We start from the raw sequence: 19,557 nt of genomic DNA, 5'->3' as shown, positions 1-19,557 counted from the left end.
TCGCCACCGACATGAGGAAGGATCCACAGTGAACCACGACGACGACAACGACGCGCGCGAGTTGTTCGCGCGCCTCGAAGCCGAGTTGAACGCCGACCGCGATGGCAGCCCGGCCGGCCTCGGCCAGGGCGGGCCCCAGCGTGAGCGGCACGGCACCGAACCTGCCCCGGCCGTCAACCAGGGCAACCCGGAGACGGACTCGGTGTACGAGGACGCACCCGCCGCGCCGGTCGACAAGCCGGCGCCTGCCGGTCCCGGGTGGCTGGAGCGCGTCCAGGCGGAGAAGCGCCGACCGGTGGTCCCGGCCTGGCTCCGGAGCAAAACCGAGTTTCAGGCAGCGGCTCGCTGGACGGTGGGCCACTACGCCCACACGATCGGCTTCCACGCGGCCCGCCTGCCGGCCTACGCGGGCAAGCTCGCGGTGCGCTCGCCCCGCGGTGCGTCCCGCGCGATGCGGGAGTTCCGTCGGTGGACGCGCGACCTCGAAGGCGAGCCGATCCGCGCGTACGCCGTCGCCACCGAGGACGCCGAGCTGTACCTGAAGCTGACCCGTCAACGTGACCGGCGGGTTGCCGCGCGCGGCTGGCTCATAGTCCTGTACGCCCTGACCGTCGCTGCGTTCGTCCCGCTGCTGGTGCTGAGCACTCCCGGTTGGATCCAACTGGCACTCGTCGCCGCCGTTGTGCTCGGCCTCGGTGCAGCAGGGGCACCGGCCGATCAGCCGCTGATCGCCCGAGCGGTGGTTGCGGCGACGGTACAGCGACTGACCTCTGAGATGGTGGAACGGGCGCTGTCCGTGCTGGCCATCAGCGGTATGACCCAGTACCTCTCCAAGGGTGGCCGCGTGGACTTCACGGCTCCGATCACCCGCGACGGGCCTGGTTGGCGCGCCGACGTCCAGCTCCCGCCCGGAGTCACGGTCGGCGAGGTGATGGAGAAGCGCGACAAGCTGGCCTCCGGTCTGCGCCGGCCGCTGGGCTGTGTGTGGCCGGAGCCGATGGCGGGCGAGCACCCGGGCATGATGGCGCTCTGGGTCGGCGACCAGGACATGAACAAGACGCGCCAGCCGGAGTGGCCGCTGCTCAAGGCCGGGACCGTGGACCTGTTCAAGGCGGTTGGCTTCGCCACCGACCAGCGCGGACGCTGGGTCGACGTCACCCTGATGTACGTCGCGGGCGTCATCGGCGCCATCCCGCGCATGGGCAAGACCTTCCTGCTACGCCTGCTCCTGCTGATCGCGGCCCTGGACCCGCGCGCCGAGCTGCACACCTACGACCTCAAGGGCACCGGCGACCTGGACCCGGTCGGGGAGAAGGTCTCGCACCGCCACCGGGCCGGCGAGGACGACGAGGACATCAAGTACGCCCTGGAGGACATGCGCGCGATCCGCGAGGAACTGCGCCGCCGCGCCAAGGTGATCCGCTCCCTTCCGCGAGACATCTGCCCCGAGTCCAAGGTCACCAGCGAACTGGCCGACAAGAAGTCGCTGGGGCTGCACCCGATCGTCATCGGCGTGGACGAGTGCCAGAAGTGGTTTGAACACCAGCTCTACGGGCGTGAGTTGGAGGAGATCTGCACGGACCTCGTCAAGCGCGGCCCGGCGACCGGCATCGTTCTCCTGCTCGCCACACAGCGCCCGGACGCCAAGTCGCTGCCGACCGGCATCAGCGCCAACGCCTCCGTCCGGCTGTGCCTCAAGGTCATGGGCCAGCTGGAGAACGACATGGTCCTGGGCACCAGCTCCTACCGCAACGGCATCCGGGCCACCACGTTCGCCTGGGCCGACAAGGGCATCGCCTACTTCGTCGGTGAAGGCGCGGACGCCCGGATCGTGCGGGCCGTCAACATCGACGCCCCCACGGCCGAAGCCGTCGCCACCCGTGCCCGGGCGGTGCGCGAGCGGGCCGGCCTGCTCACCGGATACGCCGTCGGCAAGGACAGCACGCCGGCCGACGGGCCGTCCTACGACCTGCTGGCGGACATCCTCGCCGTCGTCCCGGCAGTCGAGGCGAAGGTGTGGTCGGAGACCGTCGTCGCCCGGCTCGCGGAGCTCCGCTCGGCGGTCTACGCCGGGTGGGCGCCCGACCAGCTGACCGCCGCCCTCAAACCGCACGGCATCAGCACCGGCCAGGTCTGGGGCACCGCCGAGGACGGTAAGGGCGCCAACCGGCGCGGCATCACCCGCGCTCACATCGTCGCCGCTGCTACGAAGCGTGATCAGAAGCGCGATGCGGCCTGACCGCCGTCGGCGCTAGGTCTAGCACCGGCACCCGCTAGACCTAGCGCCCCCGCTAGCACGCTCAAACCGCCCTGAACAGGGATCTATCGCCTAGCGCCCCGTATCTCGGGGCGCCCGTAAACACCAGGGAGGATGCATGTCCAGCGCCCTGCTGACCGCTAGCCCCGTCCTGCTGTGCATCACGCTGGGTTACGCACTGCTCTGTGTGGCCAGCCCGTTCGGCGACTGCCGTAAGTGCCGCGGCTTCGGCTTTCACCTCAAGTACGACCGCCGCGGCCGGCCGTGCCGCGGGAAGCACTGCCGCCGCTGCGACGGCATCGGCAAGCGCATCCGCGTCGGACGCCACCTCTACAACCTCGCGCGCCGTCTGTGGGCCGGCGCCCGCTGACGTCCTCACGAAGGGAGTCCGGCCATGGCCGTCACCGTCTCCACCGCTCTGATCTTCTTCGTCATCACCGTGGTTCTTGTCTGGGCCAAGCGAGTCAGCACCCTCGCCGCCGCTGCGGTCTGGCTCTCGGGTTTCACCGCCGCCGCGACTGTGGTGGCAAGCCCCATCCACGCCCTGCTCACCGCGCTCACCACGGCCGGCCGCTGAGCCACCAGTCGACGCCCGACTGACCGGCGGCAAGGCCGGTTGTTGATGCGTCAGCCATGCCCGGGGCAGCGGACGACGGATCAGGAAGCCCACTGCCCCGGCCTCCATCCCATCCAGGAATAAGAGGTGCTCCAAGCATGCACCACTCCACCCCCTGCCCACTGTTGCGGGCCGCATTCAAAGCCATCAAACGACGGCCGGCGGTCTGGATCCGCGAGCTCCTCGTGCCGACGGCCCGCACCCCGCCCTGCCCCGGGTGCAGGCCGCCCCGCTCCGCCCGAAAGGAGCCCCGTTGAGCACCGAGTACGCCCCGAACGTGATCCCGTTCCGGCCCGAGCCCGCCGAGGTCAAGGGCGCTGAGCAGGCCGTCATCGGCTCCGCCCTGCTCGACCCTGCGCAGATCCCGGCGCTGGCCGCCCAGCTCGGCGACCCGAGCGCGTTCTACCACCCCGCGCACGAGACGATCTGGCGCACCATCGTCCGCATGGCCAGCGGAGAGCGGCCGGTCGACCCACTGCTGCTGACCGGAGTCCTGCGCGCCCAGGGCGACCTGGGCCGCATTGGCGGGCCCGGCTACCTGCACACCTGCATCGAGGCCACCCCCACCGCCGCCAACGGCGACTACTACGCCGAGATCGTGCGCATCGCAGCCGAACGCCGCCGGATCGGCACCAACACCAGCCGCCTGGCCCACATGGCCGGCGACGACCAGGCTGACCTGGAGACCGTCCGCACCGCCGCCCTGTCCGTACTCGCGGACCTCGCCGCGGGTGACACCTGGCTCGATCCCGTCCCGCTCGGCTCCCACACCGGCCTGCCGACCTTCCCCGTCCAGGCCCTGCCCGGATGGGTCGGCGCCTACGTCGAGGCAGTCGCCGAATTCACCCAGACCCCGCCCGATGCCGCCGCCACCATGGCGCTGGCCGCTCTGTCGACCGCCGCCGGCGGGCGCGTGGGCGTGGAGATCCGGCCCGGCTGGCGCGAGCAGTCCAACCTCTACCTGACCTGCGCAATGCCCCCGGCCAGCCGCAAGTCCGACGTGTTCGCGTTCACGATGGGCCCGGTCTACAAAGTCGAGGCGGAGCTCCAGGCCGGCGCCAGGGCGGCGATCATCGAGGCCGAGACCGCCAAGGACGCCGCACTGGCCGAGGTCGAGGCCCTGATGGCCAAGGCCCGCAAGAACCCCGACCTCGACCGCACCCAGCTTGTCTCGGAGGTCTCCGCCGCGAAAATGCTCGCCGAGGAGATCACCGTCCCGCCGAGCCCGCGTCTGACGCTGTCCGGGGACATCACCCCGGAGGCCGTCAACAGCCAGCTCTCCATGCACCGCTGCCTCGCCGCGCTCTCCCCCGAGGGTGACCTGTTCGACAGCATCGTCGGCCGCTACTCCAGCAAGCCGAACCTTGGCGTGTTCCTCCAGGCCCACAAGGGCGAGCGCCTCCAGGCCGAGCGCACCACCCGCGCACAGCCCACGGTCGACAAGCCCGCCCTGACCATCGGCGTCACCCCGCAGCCCGCCGTCCTGCAGGAACTCGGCGCCGCCCCCGGCGCCCGCGACCGCGGCCTGCTCGCCCGCTTCCTCTACTCCCTCCCGCCCTCCAACCTCGGCTACCGCAAGATCCGTACCACCCCGATCCCCGCCGCCGCGGCGAACGCCTATGACCGCAACCTCACCCGCCTGCTCCGCGCCATGACCGACCTCGCCGAACCGGTCACCGTCGCCATGAACCAGGCCGCCGACCTCGCCGTCGAGAAGCTCCAGGAGCGCGTCGAGGTCCAACTCCGCCCCGACCAGCCGCTCGCCCACATCAAGGACTGGGCTGGCAAGCTCGTCGGCCACATCGCCCGCATCGCCGTCCTTCTCCACCTCGCCGACCACATCACCCCCGACCAGGACCAGGGCGCCTGGCGCGCCGATCTGGAGGCCGCCACCGTCGAGCGTGCCGCCCAGATCGCCGACTACTACACCGCCCACACCCTCGCCGTCTTCGACCTCATCGCTGCCGACCCCGCCACCGAGGACGCCCACGCCATCCTCCAGTGGCTCCAGCGCCCCAAGCAGGACGGCACCCACCGCACCCACATCAAGGCCCACGACGCCGTCGCCAGCAGCCGCCGATTCAAGAAGGTCGCCGACGTCGAACCCGCCCTCACCCTCCTCGAACAGCACGGCTACCTCCGCACCGACCAGCCCCCCACGGACGGCCGCCGAGGCCGCCAGCCCGCCGTGACGTTCCGTGTCCACCCCTCCCTCGCCACCCCCGTGGACACGACGGAAGCCCCGTAACCGTCAGGGATGTCAGGGAAAATCCCTGACCAGCCAAAACAGGTCCTGACCGCCCGTCATGGAACGTCAGGGATGTCAGGGAAAAGGCGAATTCCCCTGACATCCCTGACAATCCCTGACGCCCCGCCAGGAGCCAAAGTCGCAGGTCAGTGATTTTCCCTGACATCCCTGACACTTTCCGGCCCCCAGGCCCGCCCACACAGGGGCGCCATAACGCTCCGCAGTCACGACCGTGCTCCTTCGCGTTCCCGTCCTGCCGACGTCGCACCAGGAGAGAACCCATGGCCATCGCCATCCCCGAAGTCCTGACCGTCCCGGAAGTCATGGCCGCCCTCCGTATGAGCCGCAGCAAGGTCTACGACCTCATCCGCTCCAAGACGCTCGTCAGCTTCACCGAAGGCCGCTGCCGGCGCGTCGCCGTCGACAGCCTGGCCGACTACATCCACAACAAAACTGAGGAGAACCGTCCCTGATGGCCCGAAAGAACCCGAACGGCGCCGGCAGCATCTGGCAGCGCAAAGACGGCCGATACGAGGGGCGCGTGTACGTCCCGCAGCCCGACGGCACCCGCAAGCGCAAGACCGTCTACGGCGACACCTGGGAGGAGTGCGACACCAAGCGCCAGGACTTGGTGAAGCGCGCCCGGGACGGCGTGCCCACCCCGACTCGCTCGCAGAAGCTCTCCGAGTGGCTCCCCTACTGGCTGGAGGAGTTCATCCGGCCCCAGCGCAAGAAGACCACGTACGCCAAGTACGAGACCCACGTCAGGCGCTACTTGATCCCGAACATCGGGACCAAGCGCCTGGAGTCCCTGAGCGTCCCCGACGTGCGCCGTCTCGTCGGCACCGTGGCGCGGGAGGCTTCCGCCGCCACGGCGAAGGAGTCTCACCGCGTCCTCCGTACGGCCCTCACGGCCGCATGCCGTGAGGAATTGATCAGCCGGAACGTGGCCACCCTGGTCCCGGCCCCGCGCGTGGAGGTGCGCGAGATGAAGACGTGGACGCTGGACGAAACGGTCACCTTCCTGGAGGCCGCGCGCCCGGACCCGCTGTACACCGCGTTCGTGCTGGCCATCACGCTGGGCCTGCGGCGCGGCGAGATCCTGGGCCTGCGTTGGAGCGACATCGACCTGGACGGCCGCAAGCTCACCGTTCGGACCCAGCTCCAGCGCGTGCAGAAAGAGCTGTACGCCGACAGCACGAAGAACCGCCGGACGCGGGCGATCCCGCTGCCGGCGATGTGCATCGCCCCCCTGCGCTGGCGGCGGTTCCAGCAGACGAAGCAGCGGGAGAACGCCGGCCAGGAGTGGGAGGACACCGGGTACGTGTTCACCACCCGGACCGGCCGTCCGATCGAGCCCCGGAACCTCAGCCGGTCCTTCGAGCGGATCGGCGCCGACGCCGGTCTGCCGCGCATCCGCCTCCACGACACCCGGCACGGCTGCGCGACCATCCTGTTCGCCGCCGGCGTCGCCCCGCGGGTGGTGATGGAGATCCTGGGGCACTCCCAGATCGCCGTGACCATGAACGTCTACACGCACGTCTCGGAGGAGACCCGGCGCGAGGCCCTTGGGCACATGGACCGCTTGCTCAAGAGGCGCCGCAAGACCGACTGACATCAGCGGTTGCCGTCAATCACTGCAGTCAAAAGGCCCGCAGCATGATCGCTGCGGGCCTTTTGCGCTGGTGGGCGCGGACGGTTTCGAACCGCCGACATCTGCTTTGTAAGAGCAGCGCTCTACCACTGAGCTACGCGCCCCCGTTCGTGGCCCGACGGGCGCACGACGAGTGCCTAGGTTACCTGGTCCCGGGAGGTGGTGGTGGCGCGGGCGGTCGGTGGGGTGGCGGGGCAGGCGTACCGGCGGGCCCGGGGAGCGGGGGAGGGCACGGGACCGGGGTGCCCTCGTGAGGGTGGTATCGGGGAGAATGGGCGCGATCAGCGGGTAGTCGGAGCAGGGAGCGCGCAGTGGCGGTGGCCGGCGGGAGCGGGCGGCGGGGGCGGCGTCGGGTGGCGGGGTCCGTCGGGGATGCGCTGGTGCTGCCGGTGGTGCTGGCCGGGGCGTTGGGGGCGGTCGCGCTGGCGTCGGCCGGAAATGGCGGCTGGTGGGGTCGGCGTGGCGTCGGGGAGGGTGTGCGGGCGGAGGCCAAGGAGGCCCGGGCCGCGGCGCAGGAGGCGTTCTACGAGCTGGACGAGACCCAGCGCGAGGTGAAGCTCGCGGTGGAGACCGTGCGCGCCGCCGAGGACGACGCGACGGCGCAGCGCGCGCTGGCCGAGCTGCCGGCGATCTCCGGCCGGGTCGAGCAGGTCACCGTGAACTATCTGGCTGCCCTGGACGCCCACGACCTCGACAGCGAGGCGCTGGACGCCGGTTCGGCCGCCCAGGCCCGGCGCCTGTTGGAGGACGTGAAGGGCCAGCTGGGCTCGGCCCGCGCCGAGCTGAACGACTTCCTGCGCCGTCTGCAGCCGACCCTCCGGCACGCCGAGCAGCAGCTGATGCGGGTCGCCCCGGCCGTCGAGCAGGCCAAGCGCGCGCTGCTGCAGGCCACCACCACGCTGGACGAGGTGCGCGGCGCCGGCCTGCGGGCGGACGAGCCGGCGGCCCGGCTGGCCGAGTTGGCCCCGGAGCTGGCTCGGCTGAACGAGGGCCCGGCACGGCACGGCGTGGCCGCCACGCTGGGCCGCGCCGACGACGTGCGCCGGCGCGCCGAGGCGATCACCGCGGATGCCGCGCAGCTGCCGGAGCGGGCCCGGGAGCTCGACCGGCGGGTGTCGAGCCTGCGGACCCGGATCCAGGCGCTGGAGACCAAGGCCGCGACGGTGGAGCCCGCGCTGAGCGAGTTGCGCCGCCGGTTCAGCACGGCCTGCTGGCAGGACCTCCAGCGAGTGCCCGAGCAGGTCGCGGAGACCGGCCGCGCCGCCGAGCGCAAGCTCGCCGAGGCCGCCCGGGCCCGGGACGAGCAGCACTGGGCGGACGCCACGGCCGCGATCGGTACGGTCCGCGCGCTGCTGGAGACCGCCGACGGCTCGGTGCTCGCCGTGAACGAGCGGCTGCGCCAGCTGAACGAGGTGCAGCACGACCCCAACCGGGAGATCGAGCGGGCCCGTTTCGCCGTCCGGGACGCGCAGCGCCTGGCGATGGCGGGCCGCAGCGCGCCGGACCCGCGGCACGCGGCCCCGCTGGACCAGGCGGTGGCCCGGCTGGACCGGGCGGTGGCGACCCTCCGGGCGGCCGGCCGGCACCCGGACTACTGGCACTTCCTGACCGAGCTGGCGGCGGTCCGGGAGACGGCGGCGCAGGTGATCGGCATGATCCGCGGCGATCTCGGCCATCGATAGCACCGATGACACCAAGACATCGATAACACCGATGACCGGTCCACCGACCACACCGCCCGTCGGTACCCTGCCGTTATGCCACGCTATGACTTCCGCTGCCGCTCCTGCGGCGCCACCTTCGAGCTCAGCCGCCCGATGGCGCAGGCCAACGACCCCGCCGTCTGCCCTGAGGGCCACCAGGACACGGTGAAGCTGCTGTCCACCGTCGCCGTGACCGGCGCCGCCGGTGCCGCCGGAGCCGCGCCGCAACCGGCCTCCGGGGGCGGCTGCTGCGGCGGTGGCTGCTGCGGTTAGTCCGTAAGCGGCCGGACGGCGGCGGCCAGGAACCGACGGACGATCTCCTCCCCCGCCGCCACCCCCACCTCCGACAGGGCGGTGACGCCGGGGGCCGTCCAGCCGCTGTCGGCCAGTTCGCCGTGCCCGGGCCGCCAGGCGGCGTCGGCGGCGAGCAGCAGGTCGGCGTCCAGCAGCGAGTCCCCGGCCGCGAGCACGGTGCCCGCCCCGCCGCGCCGGACGACCTCGGCGAGCGCGGCGCTCTTGCCGAGCGGCTCCGGCACGGCGTACACCTTCCGTCCCTGCAGCGAGACCCGCCAGCCGCGTTCGGCGCACCAGCCGGCCAGCTCGGCCAGCCAGCCGTCCGGGAGCCGGTCGCGCTCGATCACCAGGTAGGCGAACGACTCGTCGGCGACGCGCCGTTTGCGCGTCCACTCCGGGTCGGCGCACAGCGCGAGCCGCCGGACCACCTCCTCCAGCGGCGCCGAGCCGGCCGCGATCCGGGCGGTGATCTCGCGGCGCCAGTCCTGGTCCGGCTCGCCGTCCACCAGCAGCTGTCCGCCGTTCGCGCAGATCGCGTAAGTCGGCGTCGGGCCGGGCAGGTTGACCCGCCGGTACTGCTCGACGGTCCTCGTCGTCGCGGGGACGAACGCGGCCTCGCGCCCCAGCTCGACCAACAGCGAAGCCGCCCGCTCGGTCAGGAAGGACAGCGGCCGCCCGTCCAGCACCTCGACGCAGAGCAGCCGTGGCGCCCGCCGGTCGGGGACGTCCAGGGCCAGGGCCCGCTCGGAGTAGATGAGCGTACGGTCCAGGTCGCTGGCGACCACCACGTCAGCCGTAGCCGCCCCGCCCATCAGGACTCCTTCCCCGTCACAGCCCGACCCGTCACAGCCCGACCCTCCACAGCCCGACCCTCCACAGCCCGACCCGTCACGGCCCGACCGGTCGCCCCGGTCGCGCCCCGACTGTAGCGGGGGTGGATCAGGCCGACACAGGTGTACGGCAGTCCGTCCACCTCCTCGACCACGACGCCGCGTTGGGCCGCGAGCAGCCGCACGTGGTTGAGGTCGGCACCGGCGCCGCGCCGGGCCAGCACCCGCCAGGGGACCCGGCGCAGCAGCACCCGGGTGGTCTCGCCGACGCCGGGCTTCACCAGGTTGACGTCGTCGATCCCGTACTCGGCGCTGATCCGTTCCACTGCGGCCCAGCCGGCCCAGTCGGGCGTACGGTCCGGGTCGGCGGCCAGCCGCTCGGCCTCCCCGACGGCGGCGGCGGTAACCGAGGCGAAGCACCCGGCCACGGTGTCCAGGAAGGCGGCCGAGACATCGCCTCCGGCCAGCTCGGCGTAGTGCTTGGCCCCGTGGAAGTCCTCCGGCCCGATCAGCCCGGCTCGCAGCACGGTGCGCGAAACCAGCCCGGACACCGTGGAGTTGAGGCAGGCGGACGGGATCAGGAAGTCGTCCCGGGTGCCGTACGTCCGGACGCAGCGGCCCGGGTCGGCGAGCACCGCGAGGTCGGGGTCGAAGCCGGTGCCGGCCAGCGCGTCGGCGAGTTCGCGGGTGATCGCGCCCTTGCCGGTCCAGCCGTCCACGAAGACCACGTCCGCCGCCCGGTGGTGGGCGGCGAGGTAGCGCAGGGCGACCGGGTCGACGCCCCGGCCGCGGACGATCGACACCGCGTAGTGCGGGACGTCGAGGCCGTGGGCGAAGGCCAGCCAGCGGCGGATCAGGATGCCGACCGGTGTCCCGGCCCGGGCCAGCGAGGCGAGCACCAGTCCGGGCCCGCGCTCGCGCAGCAGCGTCTCGGCGACGGTGCCGACGGCGAGCGCGATCCGGTCGGCGGAGCCGCGCAGCGCCTCGTGGAACAGCTCCTGGTACTCGGGGCTGGGCCGGTACTCGACCGGCAGCGACTCGGCGTAGTGGGCGCCGCCGTTCTGAACGGCCTCCTCGCGCTCCTCGGTGGGGGCTTCGAGCGGGACGTCGGAGAGGTCCTTGAGCAGCCAGGCCACCTCCTCGGGGCGGTACGAGGAGAACTCCGGCCCGTACAGCGGGATGGGGAGCGCCGGCCGGTGCGAGGGCAGCACCGCGAGCACCACCCGGTCGGTGACCTGCCGCAGTTGGCGCAGCAGCGCGCGCTCGCCCTGGTGCAGGGCCGGGGTGTCGGCGACGTCGTCCACCACCAGCACCACGGCGTCGAAGCGGCGGGCCCGGTCCGTGCCGGGGGCGACGTTGTAGACGTAGCGTTCGCGCGAGGCCTCGTCCCGCGGGTCGTCGTGGGCGGGGAAGGCCAGCCGGGTGCGGATGGCATAGCCGGGGTCGTCGACGGCGAGGACGGGCGAGCGGGTGGTGGTGGAGTAGCGGACGCGGTCACCGCCGAGCCGCTGGGCGAGCGCCTCGGCCAGCCGCAGTGGGGCGTACATCAGCTCCTCGAAGCCGAGTACCAGCACCCGCTCCGCCGTAGCGGGCACGGCCTGCGCCAACTGCCCGGCCAGCGAGGGCAGTACGGTGTCGAGCCGCTCGCGGTCGCGGGCGGTGAAGCCGTGCCGGCCGCCGTCCGGGAGCCCGGCGGGCCAGTCCAGTCGGACCCGGACCAGCGGGGCGGGGGTGACCGCCGCGGGCACGACGGCCGGGGGCACCGAAGCGATCAGCTTCTCGGCCCGCTCGACGATGTCCCCGGGCAGGTCGACGCCGCCGCTCGCGGTGGCCACCACGTCCAGCCGGACGCCGAGTCGGGCGGCGGCCCCGGCGAGCCGGGCCCGGTCGTCGGTCGAGCGCAGGTCGACCAGGGCGACGACGACGTAGTGGCCGCGCGGGTGGCGGGCGTGCAGTTCGCGGATGGTGTTGAGGACCGTCCGGCCGGTCGAGAGCTCGTCGTCCACCAGCACCAACGGGCCGTCCCCGGCGAGGAGTCCGGGGTCGCTGGGGAGCAGCAGGTGGGCGGTGGCGTGCGAGTGCTCCTCCTCGAAGCCGCCGAGCGGGGCGATCCCGGGGACGGGCCGGCGAGTGGAGTGCAGGTACGGGGCGTCGAGGCCGTCGGCGACGCTGTGGCCGAGGCCGGTGGCGGTCTCCGCGTAGCCGAGCACGACGGCCCGCGCGGCCGCCTCGGCGCCGAGCAGGTCCGCTACCCGACGGCCGAGTTCGAGCCCGGCGCCGTGCACCACGGCGGGCCGCTGGGGGACGTGCTTGCCGAGCACGCTGGAGACCAGCAGGTGGGCGCGCCGGGGGTTGCCGGACCGCAGGGCCAGACCGACGAGTTCGGGCAGGCGCTCCGATCCGTTCAGCGCTATCCCGGCCCGGTCGGCGACCCAGCGCCCGGTCCACGTCTGTTCTGCTGTGGTCACTGCCGGTCCCACCTTCAATGGTGCTTGTCGGATCATGTACTCAGGTAGCGGTCAGTCGCAGGGGGCAAACGGTCAGCCGCACTGGCAGGCGGCCAGCCGCACGGACAAGCGGCCAACCGCACAAGCGGCCAACCGCGCGGACAGGCGGTCAGCCGCACAGACAGGCGGACAGCAGCTCCGCGAAGCTCACGTCCTCCCTGGCCACGCCGAACACCTCCGCCCGCAGCAGCACCCGCTCCGCCCAGGCGCGGTGCGGCCGGGCCTCGTTCATCTTGTTGGTGTACGCCGAGCGCAGTACCCCGCCGCCGCCCCGCTCCTGGCGGAGGATGTCGCGGGCGTCGCAGTACTCCTCGTGCGTGACCACGGAGAGCGCGTGCACCGCGGGGACGTGGCTGGGGTGGATGCAGGTCTTGCCCAGCAGGCCGTTGGCCCGGTCGAGTTCGACCTCGCGGATCAGCCCGTCCAGGTCGTGCTCGATGATCCGGCGGCGAACCTCCTCCCCGGAGGCCAGGGCCGTCCCGCCGGAGGCGGTGAACGGGGTGCGGCGCAGCTGCGGCTTGAACATCCGCTCCTGCACCGGGAAGTACTCCCAGACCGGCCCGGTCACGGTGTACCCGGTGCCGTCCGCCCGGCCGAGCACGTTGACCACGTCCCCGATCACCGAGGCGACCAGCGCCACGTCGTACGCGGTGAGGTCGGGCGAGCGGCGCAGCCCGTACGCGGAGCACAGGTCGGTGACACCGAGCCGAACGGCGAGCACCCGCTCGCGGTGCCCGGCGAGCAGCTCGGCGATGCCGAAGAGCTGCTCCCGCCTGGTCTCCAGGTGGGCGAGTTCGGGCGACTCCAGGACGGGCATGGCGAACAGCCGCCGCCCGGTCGCGGCCTCGGCGGCGGCGAGCGCGGCCAGGTAGGCGCCGCCGCCCCCGGGGGTGAACTTGGGCAGCACGAAGCCGCTGAGCAGCGAGACGGCCGGGCCGAGCCGCTCGGCCAGGTCGGCGATCTGGGAGGCCGCGCGAACCCTGATGAAGAGGAGCGGGTGATCCTGTGTGCTGTCGGTGAAATCGTGAACCAGGTCAGCCAACTGCTCGACCAGGTTCCGCTCCCCCGCGTCCACCTCGTGGTCGGCGATCGCGTCCTCCAGGCACAGCACCATCGAAACCACGCCCCGAGCCGCCTGTTTGCGGATGTCAGCGGCCAGTGCGGGCCTGGTGGCGGGGCTGTAGAGGGTGCCGCCGAGGGCGGTGGCGAGCACCGCCGGCTCGCTCTGCGCGGTGAACGTCCTCGGCTGCTCCAGGAACAGCCGGGCTCGGACGTCGTCGGCGAGGTGGCCGAAATGGCGCAAGGTGCTCTCCTCGGGGGTGGACGGCCTCCGGCCAGCGGTTCTACCTGGACGTTTCACCTGGAGGCACCACCGGCGGACTCCCCTCCGCCGGGCCCCCGGGGGCCTTTCGAACGCCCATCGTACGGACGGTTTCCGGCCGTTCCCGGTTCCTGGGCACTGAACTCCCGGAACATCCCGAGGCGTCGGGATCCGCACGGACTCTCACCGGACGACCACCCGACGGTCCTGACACGGAGGCGGCGAAGACGGCGGCAAACCTCGGTCCGGCGCAAGTCTTGGCAAAGTCCACCCCAGCCACCGCGGTCCCGGTCACGTTGTCCGAAGCGGTGGCGAACAGGCAGGATGGTCCGCTATGACGCACGTGATGGCCAAGGGCGCCAACATCGCACTGCCGGCGGCGGCGGTCCGCGCCGTGCTGCGCTGGAGCGCCACGCCCGGTGCGCCGGACGTGGACGCGTCCGCGCTGCTGCTCGGCGCCAACGGCAAGGTCCGTTCGGACGCCGACTTCGTCTTCTACAACCAGCCGCGCCACCCCTCCGGACTCGTGCGCCACCTGCCCAAGCAGCACACCTCCGGCGGCGCCGAGATCATCGACACGGTCGAGGTCGAGCTGGCCAAGCTGCCCGCCGACGTGGACCGGGTGGTGCTGGCCGGCTCCTCCGAGGGCGGGCCGTTCCGGGCCGTCCCGGGGCTGCGGCTGCTGCTGTTCGACGCCACGACCGGTGACGGCGCGACCCCGATCGCCGAGTTCGCGATCGTCGACGCCGAGAACGTCTCCGCGCTGGTCGCGGGCGAGCTCTACCGGCGCAGCGGGACCTGGAAGTTCCGGGCGATCGGCCAGGGCTACACCTCCGGGCTGATCGGCCTGGCCACCGACTTCGGCATCACCGTGGACGACGAGGCGCAGGCCCCCGCGTCCGGGCCGACGCCGCCCCCGGCGCCCGCGTCCACCGCCGGCCCCACCGGCGCGGTCGACCCGCGCGCCACCCCGCTGCCGGAGCAGCGCCCGGCGGTCCGACCCGAGCCGGGCACCTTCACCCTGTCCCCGGCCGTCCCGACGCCCCAGCCCCCGGCCCAGCCGCAGCACGCCCCGGCACCGGCCGCGAGCGGCCCGGCGACCCCGCCGCCACCCACGGCGCCGCCGACCATGACTCCCCCGCCGGCGGCCCCGCCCACCGCGCCCCCGAACGTCCCGCCGGCCCCGCCCGCGCCGCCGACCCGGCCGGGCACCGGCTACGGCTACCCCCAGCCGCAGCCCGGCACCGGGTACGGCTACCCGCAGCAGCAGCCCGCGACCGGCTACGGCTACCCGCAGCCCAACCAGCCGTACCCGCCCGCACCGCCGGCCCCGCAGCCGGGCACCGGCTACGGCTACCCCCAGCCCAACCAGCCGCACCAGCCCGTCCCGCCGCAGCCGCACCCGGGCGCGAGCTACCCGCCGCACCAGCCCGGCACCGGCCAGCAGCCGCCCGTCCCGCCGCAGCCCCCGGTGCAGGCCCCCGCCGGCGAGGAGTTCGCCCTCCCGCCGCAGGGCCCGCAGTTCCAGCCCCGCTAGCCGGCACTCGCCGCAGGGCCCGCAGTCCGAGCCCCGCCGGCTGGCACACCCCCGACGGCGGGGCCGCCGTGAACGGCCCCGCCGCGAGGCTCAGTCCCCCGGCTGGTTCTTGTACCCCCGCTGCCACTGCATCCCGAACCCGTACAGCCGGTCGATGTCCGCCTGGAACCCGTTGACGTACCGCACCTCGCGGCGCACCGTCAGCTGGTTGTCCCCCGCGTTCTCGATCAGCACCACCGCGCAGGAGCGCGCCGACCGGGCCCGCTCGTCCAGCTTGATCTCGATCCGCGGCCCGGTCTGCGGCACGATCGTTATCACCGCGTGGGTCTGTTCGAAGGCCGGGGTCCCGTCGTAGATGTAGACGAAGATCAGCAGCCGCTTGAACTTGTCCTTCTTCTCCAGGTTGACGTACATCGTCTCGCCGGACGGCGCCCCGTACTGGTCGTCGCCGCTGAGCTTGATGTACGGCGGCTCCCGCAGGTCGCCGAAGAACCCGCCGAGCGGCTGCACCACGCCCCGGCTGCCGTCCGAGAGTTCGTACATGCAGGCCAGGTCGAGGTCGACGTTCAGCTGCTCGTTGCTCCCCGGCGAGTCCGGCTCCAGCGGGCTGAGGATCCGGGGGCTGAAGAAGCGCTTGACGCTCTCCCGGGTGCTCGGCCGGACGGCGCCCGAGCGCATGGTCCAGTGCAGGTTGACGTAGAGGTAGCCGGTGGTGGCGGCCGAGCCGGTGATCGCGTGCTGCGGCGCCGACTTGGTGAGTGTGACCTTGTGCAGCGCGCCCGGGTTGTCGAAGGTGTAGCTCTTGTCCCCGCGCAGGTACTCCCAGATCGAGACCATCCCGTCCTCTCCCCCTTCCTCCGTCCGGCGATCTGACGATCCACCGGTCGACGATCCGCCGGTCCATGATCGGGCATCACTCCGGCCGGCGGATACCAGAACCTCCCATTCCCCTACCCCACAGGACGGTTCACGCCCATCCTCGACGCGAACCGGTGGGTCGATTGGCCCGTGGAAGCCGCCCTCCCGTAACATTCCGCCCCTTCGGACGCGATATCGTCTAGCCGCACAGGTGTCCCGTCCGCCCCTGCGCGGGCGGCTGGGGACGCCGTGCGGAGACGAACTACGCGTCAGGCAGTGCCCGCACGGCTGGACCTGACCGCCTGTGTCGCCCTGTGAACCTGTCCCCTGCGGAAACCCGAGGCCCGACCCGCAATGAACCTGACCTCCATACAGTTGGTCTGGACCGTCGTCGGCGGCGTAGCCCTGCTGTTCGTCGCCGTCCTGCTGGCGACGCTGCGCTTCAAGAGCACGAAGAAGGACGAGGCGGCCGACTCCTGGGAGCGCAGCGAGGAGCGCCGCCGCCGCAAGGAGATGATCTACGGCATCGCCTCCTACACCCTGCTGTTCGTCTGTGCCGGTGTCGCGGCCGCGCTGTCCTTCCACGGCCTGGTCGGCTTCGGCACCGAGAACCTCGGCCTGTCCGGCGGCTGGGAGTACCTCGTCCCGTTCGGCCTGGACGGCGCCGCGATGTTCTGCTCGGTGCTCGCCGTGCGCGAGGCCAGCCACGGTGACGCCGCGCTCGGCTCCCGCCTGCTGGTCTGGGTGTTCGCGATCGCCTCGGCCTGGTTCAACTGGGTGCACGCCCCGCGCGGCCTGGGCCACGCCGGCGCCCCGCAGTTCTTCTCCGGCATGTCGATCTCGGCGGCGATCCTGTTCGACCGCGCGCTCAAGCAGACCCGCAAGGCCGCGCTGCGCGAGCAGGGCCTCGTCCCGCGCCCGCTGCCGCAGATCCGCATCGTCCGCTGGCTGCGCGCCCCGCGCGAGACCTACGCCGCCTGGTCGCTGATGCTGCTGGAGAACGTCCGCAGCCTGGACGAGGCGGTCGAGGAGGTGCGCGAGGAGCGCCAGGCGAAGCTGGACGCCAAGGTCCGCGCCCGCACCGCCGACCGCCGCGAGCGCGCCGAGCTGAAGGCCATCTCCCGCCAGGGCGGCATGCTCGCCCGGGCCCGCGGCGGGCGTCAGGTGCCCGCGCTCACGGCGGCCGGAGACGGCCCGAGCGCTACGGAGCCTGCCCTAGCCGCCAGGGACGACAGCGCCACCTCCACCTCGAAGACCTCCACCGACCGGTTCACCGGCGACTCGTTCAAACCGGCCGCCCTGGACACCGGCCGCCACCCCCGGGCCGCGGTGGGCTCCTCCTACTCCTCCTCGTCCTACTCGTCCTCGACGTACTCCTCGTCGGACTACTCCTCGTCGGACTATTCCTCGTCGGGCTACTCCTCGTCGGACTACTCCTCGTCGGCGTACTCCTCGTCGACCGGCGACTCCGCCTCGACCCGTCGCAGCTCGACCGTCGACCTGACGGCCGACGACGACACGCTGTCGATGCCGAAGCTGGACTCGCTGGAGCGCAAGCTGCGCGCGATCGAACAGCAGCTGGGCTGACGGACCCCGCACCACGGGAACAACGCGAACGGCCGCCCCCGGAATCCCGGAGGCGGCCGTCGTGCTTGCCCGGCGGGCTACTTGCTGCCGACCAGTTCCTTCTCCTCCGCCGCACCCTCACGCCGGTTGCGCAGGATGGACGACCCGAGCGCCAGCCCGATGAAGGCGACCCCGATCAGGCCGGTGACGATCTCCGGGATGTGGTACTTGATCCCGACCAGCAGGATCACCGCCAGCGCGCCGATCGCGTAGTGGGCACCGTGCTCCAGGTAGACGTAGTCGTCCAGGGTGCCCTTGCGGACCAGGAAGACGGTCAGCGAGCGGATGTACATCGCGCCGATGCCGAGGCCCAGGGTGATCTGGAAGATGTCGCTGGAGATGGCGAACGCGCCGACCACGCCGTCGAAGGAGAACGACGCGTCCAGCACCTCCAGGTAGAGGAACAGGAAGAACGCGGCCTTGCCGGCCACCTGGACGATCGACTTGCCGGCCTTCTCCTCCTCCTCCTCGCGCTCGGCCTCCTCCTCCAGCCCCGATTCGAAGATCGAGGAGAGGCCGCCGACCGCCAGGTAGGTGATCAGGCCGAGCACACCGGCCAGCAGAACGGTTTCAGCGTGCTCCGCGGCGAAGAAGCGGGAGGCCAGCACCAGCGCGACCAGGGCGACGACGCTGGACAGGGCGTCCAGCTTGCCGACCTTCTCCAGCGGACGCTCCAGCCAGCTCAGCCAGTTGTGCTCCTTCTCCTCGAACACGAAGTCGAGGAAGATCATCAACAGGAAGACGCCACCGAAGGCCGCGATGGCCGGGTTGGCCGCCTCCAGGTACTGGCCGTAGGTGAGGCCGTCGTGGGTCTTGTCGGAGTGCAGCGCGAGGTCGATCACCGTCGCCGGGTTGAGCTTCGCGGTCAGGCCGACGACCAGCAGCGGGAAGACCAGCCGCATGCCGAAGACGGCGATCAGCACACCGACCGTCAGGAAGATCTTCTGCCAGTACGGGTTCATCCGCTTCAACACCGTGGCGTTGACCACCGCATTGTCGAAGGAGAGGGAGATCTCCAGGATGGAGAGGATCAGCACGATGCCGAAGCCTTGGGCTCCCCAGAGCAGTCCGGCCGCGATCAGGCCGATGGCGGTGATCGCGAACGACCAGCCGAATGTGCGGAGGAACACGGGAGTTGGCTACCTTTCGGGATTCTGGCCGTGCCGGGGTCGGCCTCGTCCCGAGGCGCCTGACCGGGCCGGAGCCCGGTCAGGTCACCCCCGCACTGCCCTCTGTTCTCATGATCGTTGGTCGGGTGCGATAAGTCCGATTTATTCCCTCACTGTACGTTGACGCCGAAGTCGAGCGCGATTCCGCGCAGGCCGGAGGCGTAGCCCTGGCCCACCGCGCGGAACTTCCACTCACCCGCGTACCGGTACAGCTCGCCGAAGATCATCGCGGTCTCGCTGGACGCGTCCTCGGACAGGTCGTAACGCGCGATCTCCTGGCCGTCGAGGGAGTTGACGACCCGGATGTAGGCGTTGCGGACCTGGCCGAAGTTCTGCAGCCGGGCCTCGGCCTCGTAGATCGAGACCGCGAAGACCACCTTGTCCGCCTGCGCCGGAACCAGCTCCAGGTTGACCAGGATCAGCTCGTCGTCACCCGTCTCGTCGCCGCCCACGAGGTTGTCGCCCTGGTGCTCCACCGAGCCCTCGGGGCTCTTGAGGTTGTTGTAGAAGACGAAGTACTCGTCACCGAGCACTCGCCCGCCACCGCAGATCAGGGCGCTCGCGTCGAGGTCGAACGGCGCGCCCGTGGTCGAACGGGCGGACCAGCCGAGGCCGATCTGGACCTGCGTCAGGTTCGGTGCAGCCTTGGTGAGCGAGACGTTCCCGCCCTTGGCGAGCGTGACCACCATGGTGTTCTTCCTCCCTTGCTTCTCCCGGGGCGCGCCTTACAGGTGTAGTCCCCCGCGGCCCCGGCCGGCCCGCTTTGGCCGGCTGAACTTCCTGAACTCACATCCTCGCAGCGCACCGGGCCCGGACGAAGCCGGGGCGGGGGGGCGGGGGGGGGGGGGGGGGGGGGCGCCCGCGGGGGGGGGGGGGGGGCGGGGGGGGGCGGGGGGGGCCGCCGTGGGGAGCGCGAGGCGGGGGGCGGGCGCGCCCC

Annotated in this window: 16 protein-coding genes and 1 tRNA gene; 10 read left to right on the top strand and 7 right to left on the bottom strand. The window is 72.1% G+C overall.

Annotation, left to right across the window (positions count from 1 at the left end; genetic code table 11):
* The first annotated feature begins 28 nt into the window (after positions 1-28).
* The 6 genes from ACGF12_RS21915 (at position 29) to xerC (ending at position 6,736) form a co-directional block, all read left to right on the top strand.
* Complete coding sequence (locus tag ACGF12_RS21915) at positions 29-2,239, top strand: cell division protein FtsK (RefSeq protein ID WP_393032453.1); 2,211 nt, start codon at positions 29-31, stop codon at positions 2,237-2,239.
* Between the two features lie 136 nt (positions 2,240-2,375).
* Positions 2,376-2,627: a hypothetical protein gene (locus ACGF12_RS21910; protein ID WP_393032450.1), complete on the top strand. Its 252-nt coding sequence runs from the start codon at positions 2,376-2,378 to the stop codon at positions 2,625-2,627.
* A gap of 24 nt (positions 2,628-2,651) precedes the next feature.
* Positions 2,652-2,834 carry a hypothetical protein gene (locus ACGF12_RS21905; RefSeq protein WP_393032447.1) on the top strand — a complete coding sequence of 61 codons (183 nt, stop codon included), beginning with the start codon at positions 2,652-2,654 and terminating at the stop codon, positions 2,832-2,834.
* A gap of 292 nt (positions 2,835-3,126) precedes the next feature.
* The gene (locus ACGF12_RS21900) at positions 3,127-5,121 is read left to right on the top strand and encodes a DUF3987 domain-containing protein (RefSeq protein WP_393032444.1); all 1,995 of its coding nucleotides are present in this window, start codon (positions 3,127-3,129) and stop codon (positions 5,119-5,121) included.
* Between the two features lie 281 nt (positions 5,122-5,402).
* On the top strand, positions 5,403-5,594 hold the full coding sequence (locus ACGF12_RS21895) for a helix-turn-helix domain-containing protein (protein WP_393032441.1): 192 nt from the start codon (positions 5,403-5,405) through the stop codon (positions 5,592-5,594).
* Positions 5,594-6,736, top strand: a complete 1,143-nt coding sequence (xerC, locus tag ACGF12_RS21890; protein ID WP_393032438.1) for a tyrosine recombinase XerC — start codon at positions 5,594-5,596, stop codon at positions 6,734-6,736. The genes ACGF12_RS21895 and xerC overlap by 1 nt, the downstream gene beginning before the upstream one ends.
* A gap of 68 nt (positions 6,737-6,804) precedes the next feature.
* Here the strand turns inward: xerC and ACGF12_RS21885 are convergent.
* Positions 6,805-6,879 (bottom strand) — tRNA-Val (locus ACGF12_RS21885).
* 249 nt (positions 6,880-7,128) lie between these two features.
* Between ACGF12_RS21885 and ACGF12_RS21880 the strand changes: the two genes are divergently transcribed.
* Both ACGF12_RS21880 and ACGF12_RS21875 read left to right on the top strand, forming a co-directional pair.
* Positions 7,129-8,457: a hypothetical protein gene (locus ACGF12_RS21880; RefSeq protein WP_393032435.1), complete on the top strand. Its 1,329-nt coding sequence runs from the start codon at positions 7,129-7,131 to the stop codon at positions 8,455-8,457.
* Positions 8,458-8,532: 75 nt separating this feature from the next.
* Positions 8,533-8,751 (top strand): zinc ribbon domain-containing protein, encoded by a 219-nt coding sequence (locus ACGF12_RS21875; RefSeq protein WP_393032432.1) that lies wholly within the window; start codon positions 8,533-8,535, stop codon positions 8,749-8,751.
* Here the strand turns inward: ACGF12_RS21875 and ACGF12_RS21870 are convergent.
* The 3 genes from ACGF12_RS21870 to ACGF12_RS21860 all read right to left on the bottom strand — a co-directional run bounded on the left by ACGF12_RS21870 (position 8,748) and on the right by ACGF12_RS21860 (position 13,412).
* Positions 8,748-9,584 carry an HAD family hydrolase gene (locus tag ACGF12_RS21870; protein WP_393032429.1) on the bottom strand — a complete coding sequence of 279 codons (837 nt, stop codon included), beginning with the start codon at positions 9,582-9,584 and terminating at the stop codon, positions 8,748-8,750. The genes ACGF12_RS21875 and ACGF12_RS21870 overlap by 4 nt on opposite strands.
* On the bottom strand, positions 9,584-12,070 hold the full coding sequence (locus ACGF12_RS21865; RefSeq protein WP_393032426.1) for a phosphoribosyltransferase: 2,487 nt from the start codon (positions 12,068-12,070) through the stop codon (positions 9,584-9,586). The genes ACGF12_RS21870 and ACGF12_RS21865 overlap by 1 nt, the downstream gene beginning before the upstream one ends.
* Before the next feature lie 148 nt (positions 12,071-12,218).
* Positions 12,219-13,412 (bottom strand): HpcH/HpaI aldolase/citrate lyase family protein, encoded by a 1,194-nt coding sequence (locus tag ACGF12_RS21860; protein WP_393032423.1) that lies wholly within the window; start codon positions 13,410-13,412, stop codon positions 12,219-12,221.
* 352 nt (positions 13,413-13,764) lie between these two features.
* Here ACGF12_RS21860 and ACGF12_RS21855 point away from each other — a divergent pair, with 352 nt between their 5' ends.
* Positions 13,765-14,967, top strand: a complete 1,203-nt coding sequence (locus tag ACGF12_RS21855) for a TerD family protein (protein ID WP_393032420.1) — start codon at positions 13,765-13,767, stop codon at positions 14,965-14,967.
* A gap of 90 nt (positions 14,968-15,057) precedes the next feature.
* Here the strand turns inward: ACGF12_RS21855 and ACGF12_RS21850 are convergent, their stop codons facing one another.
* Positions 15,058-15,804, bottom strand: coding sequence for a Tellurium resistance (locus tag ACGF12_RS21850; RefSeq protein WP_393032417.1), 747 nt, complete (start codon positions 15,802-15,804; stop codon positions 15,058-15,060).
* A 375-nt stretch (positions 15,805-16,179) separates the two neighbouring features.
* On the opposite strand from ACGF12_RS21850, the gene ACGF12_RS21845 reads away from it, so the two are divergent.
* Positions 16,180-17,412: a DUF2637 domain-containing protein gene (locus ACGF12_RS21845; RefSeq protein ID WP_393032414.1), complete on the top strand. Its 1,233-nt coding sequence runs from the start codon at positions 16,180-16,182 to the stop codon at positions 17,410-17,412.
* 77 nt (positions 17,413-17,489) lie between these two features.
* Here the strand turns inward: ACGF12_RS21845 and ACGF12_RS21840 are convergent, their stop codons facing one another.
* Both ACGF12_RS21840 and ACGF12_RS21835 read right to left on the bottom strand, forming a co-directional pair.
* A complete protein-coding gene (locus ACGF12_RS21840; protein WP_393032411.1) occupies positions 17,490-18,581 on the bottom strand; it encodes a DUF475 domain-containing protein in 1,092 nt (363 codons plus the stop codon).
* A 149-nt stretch (positions 18,582-18,730) separates the two neighbouring features.
* Positions 18,731-19,309: a TerD family protein gene (locus ACGF12_RS21835; protein ID WP_393032408.1), complete on the bottom strand. Its 579-nt coding sequence runs from the start codon at positions 19,307-19,309 to the stop codon at positions 18,731-18,733.
* Between the last annotated feature and the right edge of the window lie 248 nt (positions 19,310-19,557).

The organism is Kitasatospora sp. NPDC048296 (genome assembly GCF_043201815.1).
Lineage (GTDB): Bacteria > Actinomycetota > Actinomycetes > Streptomycetales > Streptomycetaceae > Kitasatospora.
This window is presented reverse-complemented; position numbering and strand designations above follow the sequence as displayed.

Excerpts from the sequence above, each read along its gene's own strand:
- ACGF12_RS21910 (WP_393032450.1), top strand. The coding sequence starts at position 2,376 with ATGTCCAGCGCCCTGCTGACCGCTAGCCCCGTCCTGCTGTGCATCACG.
- ACGF12_RS21905 (WP_393032447.1), top strand. The coding sequence starts at position 2,652 with ATGGCCGTCACCGTCTCCACCGCTCTGATCTTCTTCGTCATCACCGTG.
- ACGF12_RS21895 (WP_393032441.1), top strand. The coding sequence starts at position 5,403 with ATGGCCATCGCCATCCCCGAAGTCCTGACCGTCCCGGAAGTCATGGCC.
- xerC (WP_393032438.1), top strand. The coding sequence starts at position 5,594 with ATGGCCCGAAAGAACCCGAACGGCGCCGGCAGCATCTGGCAGCGCAAA.
- ACGF12_RS21875 (WP_393032432.1), top strand. The coding sequence starts at position 8,533 with ATGCCACGCTATGACTTCCGCTGCCGCTCCTGCGGCGCCACCTTCGAG.
- ACGF12_RS21870 (WP_393032429.1), bottom strand. The coding sequence starts at position 9,584 with ATGGGCGGGGCGGCTACGGCTGACGTGGTGGTCGCCAGCGACCTGGAC.
- ACGF12_RS21855 (WP_393032420.1), top strand. The coding sequence starts at position 13,765 with ATGACGCACGTGATGGCCAAGGGCGCCAACATCGCACTGCCGGCGGCG.
- ACGF12_RS21850 (WP_393032417.1), bottom strand. The coding sequence starts at position 15,804 with ATGGTCTCGATCTGGGAGTACCTGCGCGGGGACAAGAGCTACACCTTC.
- ACGF12_RS21845 (WP_393032414.1), top strand. The coding sequence starts at position 16,180 with ATGAACCTGACCTCCATACAGTTGGTCTGGACCGTCGTCGGCGGCGTA.
- ACGF12_RS21835 (WP_393032408.1), bottom strand. The coding sequence starts at position 19,309 with ATGGTGGTCACGCTCGCCAAGGGCGGGAACGTCTCGCTCACCAAGGCT.